Source organism: Shewanella sp. HL-SH5, from assembly GCF_051163755.1.
In the GTDB taxonomy this organism is placed as follows: Bacteria; Pseudomonadota; Gammaproteobacteria; order Enterobacterales; family Shewanellaceae; genus Shewanella; species Shewanella glacialimarina.
Map to the genome: position 1 here is coordinate 2121904 of NZ_CP195038.1, position 16808 is coordinate 2138711.

Here is a 16808-nt window from a genome sequence, read left to right on the forward strand (position 1 = left end):
CCAAATGCACAAAATGGATAAAAATTACGAAATTTTTAGGTCTAAAAGCGCTTTTTAGACCGATTTAGCTTGACGAAAGCCGTCAATTTGGTAATTTTACAACCAGGCGATTTATATGCCACCTAATTTATTTTCAATTGAGGGATATGAGATGACTATCCGTGTTGCAATTAACGGCTACGGCCGTATCGGTAGAAATGTTTTACGTGCACTTTATGAAAGCGAAAAAGACTACCCAATCGAAATCGTTGCGTTAAACGATTTAGGTGATGCGTCAATTAATGCTCACTTAACTAAGTACGATACCGTACATGGTCGTTTTAACGCCAAAGTTGATCATGACGAAGAAGCTATCTACGTTAATGGTGACAAAATTTTAACTTTCCAAGAACGTGACCCGTCAAAGTTACCTTGGGCTGAGTTAAAAATTGATGTTGTGTTTGAATGTACTGGTATTTTCACGTCAAAAGAATCAGTTCAATCACACCTTACTGCTGGTGCAAAGAAAGTGCTTATTTCTGCGCCGGGTAAGAATGTTGATGCTACCGTGGTTTACGGCGTAAACAACGAAGTATTAACTGCTGACATGACTGTGGTTTCAAACGCATCTTGTACCACTAACTGTTTAGCACCTATTGCTAAGCCGTTAAATGATGAATTAGGTATTGAGTCAGGTTTAATGACCACTATCCACTCCTACACTAACGATCAACGTTTATCTGATGTGTATCACACAGATTTACGTCGTGCTCGTGCTGCTGCAATGTCAATGATCCCAACTCAAACAGGTGCAGCTGCTGCTGTTGGTTTAGTGGTTCCTGAGCTTCAAGGCAAATTTGATGGTTTAGCGGTTCGTGTACCTACCATCAACGTGTCTTTAGTTGATTTAACATTCTTAGCATCTCGTGACACCACGGTAGAAGAAGTTAATGCCATCATTACCCGCGCTTCACTAAAGGCGCCAATGTCTGAAGTGTTAGCGATTAATGTTGAGCCATTAGTGTCTATCGACTTTAACCACAACCCTTTCTCTTCTAATTTCGACGCAACACAAACACGTGTTAACGGCCGTTTAGTGAAAGTGATGTCATGGTATGACAATGAATGGGGTTTCAGTAACCGCATGTTAGACAACGCTGTTGCACTAATGAACGCTAAGTAATCTACTTTTAGATTAGCTTATTGAATTTAGTTCAGCTTAAAAGCCTCGCATTTATGCGGGGCTTTTTTGTTGTTTGTGGCAAAAAGCTTATTACAACCAAAGTGGTAAACTAAATCAATTAGCAACTAAACAAACGGTGCTATTTATTACCTGCTAATAATATATTCTGAGTTGATACCCTGAAAGCATTCAGCAATTTTTTTCAATCTGAAGACAACTATATCTAGAAACAAACTACAGATGTAAACCATAAGCGGCTACAAACATTTTTACCGATATCTGGTCAAACAGCATTACCATCAAAGAATGCAAAGTTTGGTAACATTATTTCTCAGCATATTCATTTCAATTTAGTTACACTTCGCCAACAAAAACACAACAAATCATCATTTTGGGATTATTGGCATCAGCTTGCTGACGTCAAAGGAGTACTTATGCGCGTGTATCGTCAGCTGCTGTTACTGGCATTAACCAGTTCAGTTATTCTTACCAGTTCGGCTTCTGAAATTGTCCAAAACAAAGGTCATTTTGTAGACAAGTTTCGTCAACTTGAAGAAAGCCTCCCCACACCAAACGATTACCGCAATGCTGCTGGCGAACCAGGTAAGGACTATTGGCAACAACAAGTTGATTATAAAATCAATGTCACTCTTGATGAACAAAAACGTCGCATTCAAGGTGAACAAGTGATTACTTATCACAACAACTCGCCGTATACACTTAAATACTTGTGGCTACAGCTGGAACAAAATCGATTTAAATCAGATTCGATGTCGGAACGCAGCGCCGCGTTTAATGGCGTGGATGGAAGCGTTAGTGCCAACAACACTTATGGTGATAATGCCTTTGCCAAAATCAGTTTAGGTGATCTTCGTCGCCAACAATTTTTAGCTGATAATAACTTGGGTTATCAAATAACAGCGGTTACTGACACTAATAATAAGCCTGTAAAATACACTATTGTCGGCGCCCAAATGCGTGTCGATTTACCCACCCCGTTAAGCCACAATAAATCGACACAATTACGCATCAATTATGGCTATAACATTTTAGAAGAAGACGCCGTGGGTGCACGTTCTGGATATGAGCACTTCCCAGACGACAAACGTGAAGGCGGTAATGACATCTTCTTATTGGCGCAGTGGTTTCCGCGAGTTGCCAGCTATTCCGACTACGAAGCGTGGCACAATAAAGAGTTTTTAGGCAGCGGCGAGTTTACCCTAGAGTTTGGAAATTACGATGTCAGTATGACCGTTCCCAGCGACCATATTGTTACGGCCACTGGCGTATTACAAAACAGCAAAAAGGTGTTATCACCTGAACAACTTAAACGTTTAGATAAAGCTAAAACCGCCAAAAAGCCTGTATTTATTGTCTCGGAAGACGAGGCCCTTATTAACGAATCAAGCACAGCTAAAGGTAATAAGACCTGGCATTTTAAAGCTGAAAACGTACGCGACTTTGCTTGGGCATCTTCACGTAAATTTATTTGGGATGCACAAGGTTATCAACAAAAAGGCAGCCAGAACCCACAAGTAATGGCGATGTCGTTTTATCCTAAAGAAGGTGGCGAGTTGTGGCAGCGTTATTCAACTGCATCGGTTATTCACACCCTTGAAGTCTATTCACGTTTTACCTTCGATTATCCCTACCCTGCAGCCATTAGTGTAAACGGCCCTGTTGGCGGCATGGAATACCCGATGATCAGCTTTAATGGTCCACGCACCATTTGGCACGACGATGAAAGCCGTACTTATACCTTGTCGGAAAAACAATTCTTAATCGGCGTAGTGATCCACGAGGTCGGCCATAACTATTTCCCAATGATTGTGAACTCAGACGAGCGTCAATGGACGTGGATGGACGAAGGTTTAAATAGCTTTTTAGACGGCATAGCCACCCGAGAATGGGACCCATCGCTACCGTGGGGGCGTGAGCCAAGTGACGTGATTGAGTTCATGAAGTCTAATGTGCAAGTACCGGTGATGACGCAGTCAGACAGCGTGTTACAACTGGGTCCAAACGCCTATATTAAACCCGCTGTAGCACTGAATATTTTACGTGAAGTGGTATTGGGCCGTGAGCTATTCGATTTTGCCTTTCAAGAGTACAGCCGTCGCTGGATGAACAAACGCCCTACTCCAAGCGACTTTTTCCGCACCATGGAAGAAGCCTCTGGCGTCGACTTAGATTGGTTTTTCCGTGGTTGGTTTTACACCACGGACCATGTTGATATCTCGCTAGAACGCATTTATAAACTTCGCTTAGACAGCAATAATCCTGATATTGATTTTGATCGTCGTCGCCAAGATTATAAAGATAAACCCATGCCTTATTCGGTTGAGCGTAACCAACAAAGTGGTCTAAAAACCTGGGTTGAACTTAATCCAGATAATGTTGATTATCATGACCAATATGATCAATTTAGCGTGACCAATAAAGAGCGCAACAAGTACAACAAAAAACACGCCGAGCTAGACCCATGGGAGCAGCAAGCACTCGCCCGTGCACTCAAAGAAGATAAAAATTATTACGTGTTTAACTTTGCCAATTTAGGTGGCTTAGTGATGCCAATTCTACTCGAACTCACATTTGAAAATGGTGAAACAGAGTCATTGGTGTTGCCAGCAGAAATTTGGCGCCGCTCACCGTTTGAAGTCAGTAAGCTCATTGTCACCGACAAAGACAAAATCTTAGTGTCTGCCGTGGTTGATCGTCGCGGCGAAACTGCCGATGTCGATATTGAAAACAACTATTACCCAAGACAAATTATTCCGTCACGCATTGAAGCCTTTAAAGAAGAGGAACGTAAGGGCAATAAGTATCGCGACATTATGCATGACAACAAAGAGGCCCTGAAAGAGCCTGAAATCAAAGTGAAGAAGAAATAATGCGCCTATCATTCTTTGTCGGAATAATCGCTGTCGGTTTGAGTTTTCTGGCGGGCAATGCCACAGCCCACCAGCAAAAAGAAGCTTACACCAGTATTGTATTTAATCAGCTTAGCGGCATGTTAGAAGTCCAGCATCGGTTTTATTTACACGATGCTGAACACGCAGCCCAACAAGTAATCGATAAAAGTACCGATCTGATCGGCGATCCTGTTGGCCGTGAAGCATTTGCTTATTATGCTATTTCGACTTTTTCGATGCAGGATCAGCAGCAACATCCGATCACGCTAACTTACGTTGGCACCGAGTTACAGGGCAAGTATTTGTGGGTTTATCAGGAAACGCCGATCACCTCCAATATGGACGGTTTTTATCTTAAGATGACCGCCCTGCAAGAGTTGTGGTCAGAGCAAACTAACCACATTAATGTTGAGCGAAATAAGCAAGTGACTTCAGCAAGGCTGCACATTGCAGACTCTTGGCAGTATATTGAAGTCGCTAAACCGGCTCAATAACTCACAAAGTATCATCGCAACTAGTTTATCGAAAACACCATACTGGTTTGTCAGCCTTTATGGTGTTTTTACGCTCCCGCCACCACATCATCCAGCGCACTAGCCAAGGTTGAATACGTCACGCACTGCACGCCGTCAGGCTTAAAGCCTGCTTTAGCTAAGGTTTTAAGTGGCTGAAATTGAAAATCTGCCAACAATACTCGAGTATTATCACGCTGACATTTATCAATAAACTTATACAGCGCCGAGACACCACCAGAATCTAAAAGCGATACCCCGTCAAAATACAATATCACCCCATCCTGGTCGCCACTCAAATGCGCCAACTCACCAAACACACTGTCGGCGGCAGCAAAAAATAATGGCCCATTAATTTTAAACACTTTCCAACGTGGCGGTAACTCAACATGCACGTGCTTTTTCTGCTCGCTAATGTCTTGCACCTTGGTCATGTCGGCCACTTGTTTCATGAATAATAACGACGCCAAAATGATCCCAGCACTGATCGCAATCACCATGTCAAAAAATATGGTCAGTAACAAGCACACCATCAACACCAGTATTTCACTGGCAGGGGCTTTTTTAACAAGATGGACAATCTTAGGCGCTTCACTCATGTTCCATGCCACCATAATAAGCAGCGCCGACATGCCCGCCATGGGGATATAAGCTAAAACAGTGCTGAGCGATAATAAAGACACTAACACCACCAGCGCATGGATCATGGCCGCGATTGGGCTTACCGCCCCCGACTTATAGTTAGCCGCCGAACGAGCAATGGCAGCGGTTGCGGTAATACCGCCAAAAAATGGCGCGATAATATTACCGATACCTTGACCAAGTAATTCGCTATTGGCGCTGTGTTTTTTACCTGACATGCCGTCTAACACCACTGCACACAGTAGCGATTCAATGGCGCCTAACATGGCGATAGCAAAGGCGGCAGACAATAGGTCACTGGCTAATTGCCAAGTGAGTACCAATGGCACTTCACCCGTTTGCGCGCGAAGCCAAGGCCATTCAAAATCGGGCAACATAGAGGGAATACCTGCACCGATAGAGCCATCGGCTAGGGTGAAACTGAACGTAGAACCAATGGTCGCCACATGAAAACCAAGTTGATTTAGTACCAGCGCCACTATACTCGCCACAACCACAGCAGGCAGATGTGCTGGCACAGCCAACTTGAGTTTTGGCCACAAAATAAACACCACTAAGGTGCTTAATCCCACCAGCAATGTTGGCCCAGAAAACCCAGGAATTTCTTGAACTAAGGTAGCTACTTTACCGACAAAACTTTCTGGCATCTCGGTAATAGTTAGACCAAAAAAGTCCTTAACTTGTAGCACTGCAATCACCACAGCAATACCACCCGTAAACCCTAAGGTGACTGATTCGGGAATATATTGGATATAACGCCCTAAGCGAAACAATGCCATGATAATCAACATTAGTCCGGATAACAGGCTGGCCAGCAATAAACCAGACAGACCATATTGATGCACTATGGGATAGAGGATCACCACAAACGCGGCGGTAGGGCCAGACACGCTATAACGTGAGCCACCGGTGAGCGGAATAACAAACCCAGCAATAATGGCAGTATACAACCCGTATTGCGGTGCGACACCAATGGCAATCGCAAGCGCCATTGCTAATGGAATAGCAATAATGCCTACGGTTAAGCCGGCTAATAAATCTTTAGTGAATGTATTGGCATTATAGGGAGCGTCTTTTAAAGACTCTCGCAGTGCATGCCCGATACGAAGAGAAAATAAATGTGTTCGGTATTTCATTGCGGCGATCCCATAACCTGGTACGGCGTCAAGATACTCCTCATTATAGACCGATCACCTTACAGTACAATCGAATTAAATTATCACCTGATGATAACTTTATTATAGTAAGGTGATAATGGATGGTAACTCGAGTAGATCTGGTACCAATGTGGTTAATTTACCGTGTAAATACTCTCTGAATTATCTAACCTTTTCCTGGGTGAATTCACTATCATTATAATGAGCAGAGCTGTCAGCTTTACTGACTAAACAAAAAAGCCGACATGATGTCGGCTTTTTATTTTATCTTCACAACAAGCTTAACGCTTACGCGTTACCCTTCACTTTCATGTTCAATTCTTTGGCAAAATCTAGCATGCGTGTCAGTGGAATTAATGCTTTTATGCGTAGTTCATCATCGACAAAAATCTCGTGGTCTGTTTTATCCATATCAGATAACGAGGCTTCAATGGCTTGCAGGCCATTCATCGCCATCCAGGGGCAATGTGCGCAGCTTTTGCAGGTTGCGCCATTACCGCCAGTTGGGGCTTCGAGTAATATTTTTCCGGGAGCCGCTTGCTGCATTTTATAAAAAATACCGCGATCGGTTGCGACGATAAACTTATCATTTGCCATTGTTTGCGCAGCTTTGATTAACTGACTGGTAGACCCGACAGCATCGGCAAGTTCAACTACGCTAGCAGGTGACTCAGGATGAACCAGGATTGCAGCCGTTGGGTGCTGCTTTTTAAGTTCGCGTAATGCATTGGCTTGAAACTCATCATGCACAATACAATCGCCCAGCCATAACAGCATATCGGCGCCGGTTTGCTTATTAATATAAGCGCCTAGATGACGGTCTGGTGCCCAAATTATTTTTTTATCTTGGCTATCTAAGTGCTCGACAATTTCTAATGCAATACTTGAGGTGACAACCCAATCTGCACGGGCTTTAACGGCCGCAGAGGTATTAGCATAAACCACTACTGTATGATCAGGATGCGCATCACAAAAGCTATTAAACTGCTCAATAGGGCAACCTAAATCTAATGAACAGGTTGCTTCTAACGTTGGCATTAAAATGGTTTTTTCTGGGCTTAAAATTTTAGCGGTTTCACCCATAAATTTGACCCCTGCGACAATTAATGTTTTCGCAGGATGATCACGACCAAAACGAGCCATTTCTAATGAGTCAGATACACAACCACCGGTTTCTTCAGCCAAGGCTTGAATTTCAGGGTCGGTATAATAATGGGCAACGAGAACCGCATTGTGATCAATCAGTAATTGCTTAATGCGTGCCTTATAAGCAAGCTTCTCTGAAGCAGATAAGACTGCGGGTTTAGGCGGAAATGGATAATTAATCGTTTCGATTTGGGGTGCCGACAAGCTCATAACGGTTCCAATAGTGTGAATCTTGGGCGAATTATACGAAAACTCACCCTAAAACAAAAGGACGCATTACGCGTCCTTTATCAATTTAGCATTTATTCTGTACATGCTGACTAGCGCATAGCCATTAACATCTCTTGTGGCTGCTCTAAATAGTGCTTCCACAAGTTACAGAATCTCGCAATGGTGCCGCCATCAATCACACGGTGGTCGCCAGACCAACTGACTTGCATGATCTTACGCGCCTCAACTTCACCTTTGGCATTAAAACGTGGCAATACTTGTAACTTACCTAATGCCACTATAGCGACTTCAGGTTTGTTAATAATAGGCGTTGCGACTGTGCCACCTAATGCACCGATATTTGAAATAGAAATTGTACCTTCTTTCAAATCAGCAGGTGATACTCGGCCACTTCTTGCATCTGTGGTCAAACGGGTAATTTCAGCAGCAATATCTAAAATAGATTTTAACTGTACGTCCTTGACGTTTGGTACCAACAAACCCACTTTTGAATCAACCGCCATCCCAATGTTATGGCGAGATTTATAGGTTAACTCAGTACAATCGGCATTGACTTGGCTATTCAAAATCGGGAACTGAGTTAAGGCTAAAGACATGGCTTTCATAAAGAAAGGCATCATGGTGAGCTTAACTTCATCAGTTGAATAGCGCTGCTTCATTGTTTCACGTAATGCGACCAGCTCAGTTAAATCAAACTCTTCACAATAGGTAAAATGAGGAATAGTCGATACAGATTCAACCATCATTCGCGCCATAATGGCTTTAACGCCTTTAATTGGCTCGACACGATCTGCTGTATTAATAGTTGCTGTATTAACAGAGCTAGAAACTGTCGCTGAAGGTGCTGATGTCAAAGCGTTAACCGCTGGCACTGGCGCAGACTTAACAACTCCGCCTTGTTGATGACGTTCTACATCTTCTTTGTATACACGGCCATGCTTACCAGAACCTTGTACCTGCGCAATGTTAATGTCTAAGCTACGCGCTAAACGACGTACAGCGGGACTGGCTAATGCTTTACCTTGACTAACGGGTTCAATAGAAACGCTTTGGTTTGCATTCAACGCTTGATGAGTATTTTGTTGAGCAGGTTCACTACTAGAAACCGCGCTAACAAACTCACTTTCCACTTCAATGGCAAACAAAGGTGAATGCACTTTAGCTAACTGACCTTTACGGTAATAATGCTTCACAATTTTACCGGCTTTCATTGCTGGTATTTGTACTAGCGCTTTATCTGTCATCACATCAGCAATGGGTTGATCTTCAACAACCATTTCACCTTCTGCAACTAACCAATCAACTAATTCACATTCAACAATGCCTTCACCAATATCAGGCAATAAAAAGTCTTCAATTGTTGTGCCTGATGCATTTGCACTTGAAACAATATTGGTTGTTGTTTCTTGCAGTAAAGGTGCAGCTTCAACTGTGTCTATATCTGTATCATCAGCTAATCTGACTGAATATAAAGGCGCATGTACTATCGCTATCTCGCCTTTGGCATAGTACAGCTTAGTGATCACCCCAGCGTTAGGAGCCGGTATTTGCACTAACGCTTTGTCGGTCATCACATCAGCTATCGGTTGGTCTTCTACTACAGTGTCACCTTCGGCAACTAACCAATCCACCAACTCGCATTCAACAACGCCTTCACCAATGTCGGGTAAAATAAAATCTTTAATCATGCCCACTCCTAAAATGCCATTGTGGTTTTGATGGCTTCAAATGTTTTCAGCTCATCTGGCATATATTCTTTTTCATGAATAAGTGGATAAGGTGTATCTAAACCACAGACTCGATTGATCGGAGACTCTAAATGTAAGAAACATTCCTGTTGAATCGTCGCCGCGATTTCACCCGCAAAACCACCGGTTAATGGTGCTTCATGGTTTATAACTAAGCGGCCTGTTTTCTTAACCGACTTAGCCACAGTATCGATATCCCAAGGTGCTAAGGTACGTAAATCGATAATTTCGCATGAAATACCTTCTTTAGCAGCCATAGCACAGGCTTTCTCAACGATTTCAACCTGAGCGCCCCAAGCTAGAACAGTCACATCTGTGCCCTGCTTAACCACGTCAGCTTTGCCAAGTTCGATAATATAATCGCCTTCAGGCACTTCGCCGACCGATGCGCGATATAAACGCTTTGGCTCGAAGAAAATCACTGGATTTGGATCGCGGATTGAGGCTAACAATAATCCTTTAGCTTGCTCAGGATTACGCGGTATAACCACTTTTAATCCCGGAGTTTGGGTAAAGTACGCTTCTGGAGACTGGGAGTGATAATGACCACCAGCAATACCACCACCATAAGGTGTACGGAAGGTTAATCCACCCACATTAAACTCATTACCACTGCGATAACGGAATTTAGCCGTTTCATTGACGATTTGATCGAACGCTGGAAAAATATAATCTGCAAACTGGATCTCAGCTACCGCGGTCATGCCGTGTGCAGCTAAACCGTTAGCAAAACCCGCAATACCTTGTTCGGTTAGTGGTGTATTAAAGCAGCGATCACGACCAAACTGCTCTTGTAATCCAGAAGTTGCTCGAAAAACACCACCGAAGTGGCCAACATCTTCCCCAAAAACTACCATGCGCTCATCGGCTTTCATGGCAATTGATAACGCCTCATTGATGGCGTGTAACATATTCATTTGAGCCACGGCTTATAGTCTCCCTGCACTTTTTGGATAGGCTTTAGGATATTTATTGATGTGTTCTTTCAACTCTTTAAGCTGCTTTTTCAGCACTGCAGTTGGTTGATCTAACACATCTTCAATAATTTCATCTAATCGAGGTACAGGTATCTTCTCGGCGACTTTCACCGCAGCAAGCACTTCTTCACGGTATTTTTCGTGAGCTTTACTGTCATCAGCTTCGTTAATCCAACCTTTATTGATTAACCATAGCTTGAAGCGTTTTACCGGGTCATGTTGTTGCCATTTTGCTTCTTCATCTTTAGAGCGATATCCCGATGGATCATCTGATGATGAATGCGCACCAAGACGATACGTCATGGCTTCAATTAATACTGGTGCATTGTGCTCTAATGCATAAGCACGCGCTTGCTGTGTTGCAGCCAGTACAGCCAACATATCATTACCATCAACACGAATAGTATGCATGCCATAACCTACACCGCGACTGGCAATACCGTTACCCGCGAATTGCTCTTCTGTTGGGGTTGAAATAGCATAGCCATTGTTACGGCAGAAAAAGATGACTGGGGCTTTTAACACCGCGGCCATATTTAAGCCTGCATGGAAGTCACCTTCTGATGCTGCACCTTCGCCAAAATAACAAATAGTGACATTACGCTCGCCTTTTAGCTTTTGCGCATATGCAACGCCAGTAGCTTGCGGTATTTGAGTGGCTAAAGGAGATGAAATAGTATGGTAATTAAGCGCTTTACTACCATAGTGGATTGGCATTTGACGGCCTTTACCCAAATCTTTTTCATTACTGAACATCTGATTCATAAATTGTTCAGTGGTAAAACCACGATAACGCAGTGCAGCATGCTCACGGTACTGAGCTAAAATCACATCACCTTGGTCTAACGCAGCAACACTACCAATAATGGCCGCCTCTTCACCGGTACAGGTCATATAAAAGCTAATACGCCCCTGGCGCTGTGCACCTAACATACGTTCATCTAAAACTCGGGTAAATATGCAAGTGTCATAGATTTTCGCCGCTAAATCTTGATCGATAACGGGTAACACTGCGTTTTCGTAAGTGGTGCCATCTGCCTGTAAAACACGCAAAATGGGAATGTGCAATGACGCCTTGTCGAGAAAGCTGACACGATGCACTGTTTCGTTGCTCAGTGGTGCGTTGCTCATAATGTGCTCTTGTTCTTGTGAGATGCTACCTCAAGAGTAGCAGTCTAATTATAGTTTGCCGACAAACATTACGTTAACGTAAACTTCCATACAATAGTTTAGCCAGGCCATTAATGAATTCTTAGTCTGTTAAATTGTATAATTTGCTTTACGCTAACTCAGTAGCCTACTGTACATCTTCATTTGGTGCAGGTACTAGGCACAATACGGTTCGTTGACCTATAGGTACTTTAGCATTAGGAAACACTATCGCCTCGACTTCTTGTTGCACTTTTATCTCAGTGCCTGCCTCTATTGCAAGGATTTCACCTTGGTTAAATTGGCTAAAATTGGGTGCATCATTAGCAAAGCTGAAAGCAAAATCGTCAGCACTTTTATTAATTGAACGCGATACTTTGTATAAATTCAATGATGCTGAATTATAGTCTGGCAACTTGACCACATCTTGGGTAATTAACGCCGTTAACATTTTGTGGGTATCTTCAAAACGAGTCATATCGTTTTCGCCAAATGGCATCACTTTACCCAACTCAACCGTAAACGCATCGGCCTTGAAGTACTCAGAAGAGTAATAGCTGAATGTGGTTGTGGGCTCATGGTGAAACAATATGGTGTCAACGCCACATGCAGCCAAAAACATCATTTGCTCACCACTAAATGCTCGACCTGGGCGGTATGGATAAATAGCAAATTTTTCATGTTTTGATGGGCGTATCGCTGTATGCAAATCGTAATGAATACGCTGACTACCTGATACGCCATTATTGAAAAAGTCGGCCACATACTTTTCTAAAGCTTTGGCACGAATACGCTCAGCATTAACTAACCCCTGTCCTTTTGAATGGGCACCGCTAAATAAACGGTTCATATTCTCTTCTAGAAAACGGGTTTTATTGAGTATTGCCGAAGGATTGCCAATTAAAAACAATATACGATGTTGAGTAATAATAGTTTCACTCAATAACGACTTAATCAGTTGATTACAAATCTCAATCGGTGCGGTTTCATTACCATGCACAGCACACGACAGTACAATATCTTTTTTAGCAGTGGCAGTTGCAGTTAACGGGGTAAATACAATCACACCGGTATCAAGGATATCAACCTGAGTGTGGTCCCCTAAATGAAAATGGTACTGCTGTGGTAGTGAGAGCGGGCTTGCTAAAGTAAAAGCTAGAAAATCTCTGGTATCCATAAGCGGTAAAGTCAATTTAAGCTCCTTGTTGTTTTTATTATGCAAATCTGGACAGTTTGCTTGTATTTCCTACGTCTAATTCTACCACAAGCCAAACAAAATGAAATTGATCGCCACTAAACTGCAGTTAAAGACGAATCAATGCTTGCAATAATGGTTAAACTTGAACACAATTATAGCCATCTAGACTTCTATTAAAACTTTTGTAAGGGTTTGTCATGGCGTTAGCAACTTTTGGTGCGGGTTGTTTTTGGGGTGTTGAATACTTTTTTCGTGAAATTAACGGCGTAAGTAATGCTACCTGTGGGTATATGGGCGGAAAAGATACTGCAACAACCTATAAAGAAGTTAAAACTGGCTCAACCGGTCATGCTGAAGTCGTTCAAGTTGAATTCGATCCTGCTGTGGTGAGCTATGATGATTTGTTAACTGTTTTTTGGCAAAATCACAACCCGACACAACTGAATATGCAAGGTGGTGATATCGGTAACCAATATCGCAGTACGATTTTCTTCCATGACAAGCAGCAAAAAGCTGAGGCTGAAGCGTCTAAGTTGGCCTTTGCACGTAGTGGCCGTTGGGGACAACGCCATATAGTGACTGAAATAGTGCCTTTACAAACTTTTCATATCGCTGAAGATTATCATCAAAATTATTTAGAAAAAAATAATCTGCCTTCGTGTCATATCGCATATTAATGACCTGACAATAGCAAGGTGTCTGTTGATTAATACATCACTGACACCATTTATTGACAGATTAGATTGCCTCAATCGATTATCAATCATAACCGCACCCTTTACCCGCTTTGCTAAATTCCCTACAATCCTGCCTAATTGCATTTTTATTGATTGCACTTTTTTTATTGCGCAATGTATCGTATCTAATCGGAGAATTAACATGAGTGAAGCTCGTCATAGTAACCTATTGATTTTAGGTTCAGGCCCAGCGGGTTATACCGCTGCAGTATATGCAGCGCGTGCCAACCTAAAACCTGTCATGATCACAGGTATGCAACAAGGTGGTCAATTAACCACGACAACTGAAGTTGAAAACTGGCCAGGCGATGCTGATGACTTAACCGGTCCTGCACTAATGGAACGTATGCAAAAGCATGCTGAAAAGTTTGATACTGAAATTCTTTTCGATCACATCAACGAAGTGACTTTAACTGAACGTCCATTTCGCTTGAAAGGCGACAATGGCGAATACACCTGTGACGCATTAATTATTGCCACCGGTGCATCAGCTAAATATCTAGGCTTACCATCAGAAGAAGCCTTTATGGGCCGTGGCGTATCAGCTTGTGCTACCTGTGACGGTTTTTTCTATCGCAACCAGAAAGTTGCTGTAGTAGGTGGTGGTAATACTGCGGTTGAAGAAGCGCTGTATTTAAGTAATATCGCCTCAGAAGTTCACCTTATTCACCGTCGTGACAGCTTCCGCTCTGAAAAAATCTTAATTAATCGTTTAATGGATAAAGTGGCTAACGGCAATATCATTCTCCACTTAGATGAAACTCTAGAAGAAGTGGTTGGTGACAACATGGGTGTAACCGGCCTGAAGAAAAAAAGTACCAAAGACGGTTCAATCACTGACTTAGAAGTCGCTGGCGTATTTATTGCCATTGGTCATAGTCCTAATACTGGTATTTTTGCCGGTCAATTAGAAATGAATCACGGTTACTTACAAGTGAACAGTGGTTTACAGGGTAATGCGACCCAAACCAGTATTGAAGGTATTTATGCCTGTGGTGATGTGATGGACCAACATTATCGTCAAGCTATTACTTCTGCTGGTACAGGCTGTATGGCTGCATTAGATGCAGAACGCTACCTAGACGCACTTAAGTAATCATTTCTGTTCGCTTTGATCCTTGGATTAAAGGGCACAATTAAAAATGCCAATCGCAAGATTGGCATTTTTGTATGTAGACCCTTGTCAGTGAGGATAATAATCTTACGTTCGCTGAGGTACTACATCGCGGCTATTTGTTAAGCGAAAGACGATAAAAAACCACCTGCTGATTGTTAGGAACATCAGGATGAGCTTGTTTTTTATCAAAGGTCATGCCCAACTTTTTCATAATATTAATTGAGCCAGTATTATCTTCATCGGCTATCGCACTCAATGAAGTGACTTCGGTATGATTAGTAACTAGATCAGCAACTGCCTTGGCCGCCTCAGTGGCGATGCCCTTTCCCCAGGTAGATTGCTTAAAACGCCAGCCGAGCTCAATGTCATGTAAATGAGGATTATCAGTAAAAAAGAACATCGGCCTCACTAAAATCCAACCTAAAAACTGCCCAGCCCGCTCTTCTGTAACTCTGTTGCTCTCAGTAGTAACAAATGCGGCTTTAGCAATAACCTTCCATAAACCATATCCTTTTAGGGGATTATGATAGCGGCGTAGTCTGGGCATAAAGCGTTGTTCAATGTCTTCCATGGTTGTTTTACGCCCACCATTAATGTAACGCATCACGGCTTCATCTTGATCAAGCTCAAACAGTAAGTCTTGTTCATTTAAAGACATTTGTATCAAGCTCAGACGCGCAGTTTCAATAACAGTAGGTACCGATTCGGCGGTGATAGGCTGACAAGCGTGATCATTTTCCATTAATATCTCGTATTTATTCGCTTATTGACACACAAGTTTACACATTGAAATAACACACAAACAACATATAGATTAATATAACCTTAAATATGCTTGGAAACGAAACTGCAACCAGGCTAAAAAGATAAAACTGACAACAATCATTACATAAAAATAATCAGATAAATTGAGGAAGAGTCGTGGCGACAAAAAAACAGATTATATTACCCATAGTTGTCTTAGGACTGGGTATTGGCGCATTAGCAGGGATTTCAGCTTTAAAAAAGCCGCCTGAAGAAAAACCTGCACTGGATACCACTCCTTTGGTTTCAGTCGAAGAGATCCAATTTCAGCCAATGATGTTTAACGTATCGTCATATGGTGTAGTTAATCCGAAATATAATACCAATTTAGTGTCACAGGTAATGGGTGAAATAACCTATTTATCTGATTCATTTGTCAAAGGTGGATTTGTTAAAGCTGGCGATATTTTAGCTAAAATTGATGCCAGTGACTATGAAGCCGATTTATTAGATGCTCAGGCTAGTATTGCTTCCGCAAAAGCAGCCTTGGTACAAGAGCGCGCTAACGTGAAAGTGGCTGAAAAAGAATGGGCTCAAATTAGTAACGGAACGCCGACAGATTTAAGTCTACGTAAACCGCAATTAGCACAAGAAATAGCAAAATTAAAAAGTGCAGAAGCGGGCTTACATCGCGCACAACGAAATCTTGAACGAACGGTTATCCGCGCTCCATATGATTCATTAGTCTCTAGCCGAGAAGTGGGTTTAGGCTCTTATGTTAGCAAGGGCACACCTGTCGGGGCACTATTAAGTACTGACATTGCAGAAGTCCGCTTACCGCTAGCAGATAAAGAAATTCAATACCTTGAAGCCAAAGGCGTTAATGCCACTGTTGAACTAGTTGGTAACTTTGCCGGCAGTAAACAAGAATGGATCGGTAAAATCGTTCGCAGCGAAGGCGTTGTAGACAGTAAAAGCCGTATGACCTACTTAGTCGCTGAAATTGTTGATCCCTATGGATTAAAAGCCGACAAGCGCGAATTACGATATGGCACTTATGTTACCGCCAATATTAGCGGTGCAAGCGCTGGAGAAGTGACCATTGTTCCTCGTCACCTGATTGTTAACGGTCAAGTTGCTATTATGGACGATGAAAAATTATTACGTTACATAGATGTCACTATGCTGCGTCAAGAAGGCTCTAAAGTGGTTATTTCTGATGGTCTTGAAAATGGCATGAAATTGATTACCTCAGCATTAGATTATCCTATTGAAGGCATGAAGCTAGCACTGCCAGAAGACAGGATACTGCAAAAAGAGACCCAAGCTGAAGCAGCACAAAGCACTGAATTAGCAATGGATAGTGAGGATTAATT

The 16808-nt window shown here is 42.5% G+C and carries 13 protein-coding genes; 6 read left to right on the forward strand and 7 right to left on the reverse strand.

Going from position 1 to position 16808, the window contains the following annotated elements:
- Nucleotides 1-151: 151 nt before the first annotated feature.
- The 3 genes from gap (at nt 152) to ACRWQM_RS09295 (ending at nt 4568) form a co-directional block, all read left to right on the forward strand.
- A complete protein-coding gene (gene gap / locus ACRWQM_RS09285; protein WP_226415926.1) occupies nt 152-1162 on the forward strand; it encodes a type I glyceraldehyde-3-phosphate dehydrogenase in 1011 nt (336 codons plus the stop codon).
- Nucleotides 1163-1596: 434 nt separating this feature from the next.
- Nucleotides 1597-4053, forward strand: a complete 2457-nt coding sequence (locus ACRWQM_RS09290) for a M1 family metallopeptidase (protein ID WP_434929787.1) — start codon at nt 1597-1599, stop codon at nt 4051-4053.
- The gene (locus ACRWQM_RS09295; RefSeq protein ID WP_434929788.1) at nt 4053-4568 is read left to right on the forward strand and encodes a DUF6702 family protein; all 516 of its coding nucleotides are present in this window, start codon (nt 4053-4055) and stop codon (nt 4566-4568) included. The genes ACRWQM_RS09290 and ACRWQM_RS09295 overlap by 1 nt, the downstream gene beginning before the upstream one ends.
- Nucleotides 4569-4636: 68 nt before the next feature.
- Here ACRWQM_RS09295 and dauA read toward each other — a convergent pair whose 3' ends face one another.
- From dauA to astE, 6 genes are all read right to left on the reverse strand, one after another.
- On the reverse strand, nt 4637-6364 hold the full coding sequence (gene dauA, locus ACRWQM_RS09300) for a C4-dicarboxylic acid transporter DauA (RefSeq protein ID WP_434929789.1): 1728 nt from the start codon (nt 6362-6364) through the stop codon (nt 4637-4639).
- Nucleotides 6365-6673: 309 nt separating this feature from the next.
- Complete coding sequence (gene nadA, locus ACRWQM_RS09305; protein WP_434929790.1) at nt 6674-7741, reverse strand: quinolinate synthase NadA; 1068 nt, start codon at nt 7739-7741, stop codon at nt 6674-6676.
- A 110-nt stretch (nt 7742-7851) separates the two neighbouring features.
- The gene (locus ACRWQM_RS09310) at nt 7852-9450 is read right to left on the reverse strand and encodes a dihydrolipoyllysine-residue acetyltransferase (RefSeq protein ID WP_434929791.1); all 1599 of its coding nucleotides are present in this window, start codon (nt 9448-9450) and stop codon (nt 7852-7854) included.
- An 8-nt stretch (nt 9451-9458) separates the two neighbouring features.
- On the reverse strand, nt 9459-10436 hold the full coding sequence (locus tag ACRWQM_RS09315; protein WP_226409972.1) for an alpha-ketoacid dehydrogenase subunit beta: 978 nt from the start codon (nt 10434-10436) through the stop codon (nt 9459-9461).
- Nucleotides 10437-10439: 3 nt separating this feature from the next.
- Entirely contained in the window at nt 10440-11618 is a 1179-nt protein-coding gene (locus ACRWQM_RS09320) for a thiamine pyrophosphate-dependent dehydrogenase E1 component subunit alpha (RefSeq protein WP_434926057.1), read from the reverse strand.
- A gap of 166 nt (nt 11619-11784) precedes the next feature.
- On the reverse strand, nt 11785-12828 hold the full coding sequence (gene astE / locus ACRWQM_RS09325; RefSeq protein WP_434929792.1) for a succinylglutamate desuccinylase: 1044 nt from the start codon (nt 12826-12828) through the stop codon (nt 11785-11787).
- A gap of 203 nt (nt 12829-13031) precedes the next feature.
- On the opposite strand from astE, the gene msrA reads away from it, so the two are divergent.
- Both msrA and trxB read left to right on the forward strand, forming a co-directional pair.
- Entirely contained in the window at nt 13032-13511 is a 480-nt protein-coding gene (gene msrA, locus ACRWQM_RS09330) for a peptide-methionine (S)-S-oxide reductase MsrA (protein WP_226409975.1), read from the forward strand.
- Nucleotides 13512-13713: 202 nt separating this feature from the next.
- Nucleotides 13714-14667, forward strand: a complete 954-nt coding sequence (gene trxB, locus ACRWQM_RS09335) for a thioredoxin-disulfide reductase (protein WP_226409976.1) — start codon at nt 13714-13716, stop codon at nt 14665-14667.
- Between the two features lie 133 nt (nt 14668-14800).
- Here trxB and ACRWQM_RS09340 read toward each other — a convergent pair whose 3' ends face one another.
- The gene (locus ACRWQM_RS09340; RefSeq protein WP_434929793.1) at nt 14801-15430 is read right to left on the reverse strand and encodes a GNAT family N-acetyltransferase; all 630 of its coding nucleotides are present in this window, start codon (nt 15428-15430) and stop codon (nt 14801-14803) included.
- 179 nt (nt 15431-15609) lie between these two features.
- On the opposite strand from ACRWQM_RS09340, the gene ACRWQM_RS09345 reads away from it, so the two are divergent.
- Nucleotides 15610-16806 carry an efflux RND transporter periplasmic adaptor subunit gene (locus ACRWQM_RS09345; RefSeq protein WP_434929794.1) on the forward strand — a complete coding sequence of 399 codons (1197 nt, stop codon included), beginning with the start codon at nt 15610-15612 and terminating at the stop codon, nt 16804-16806.
- Nucleotides 16807-16808 lie beyond the last annotated feature (2 nt).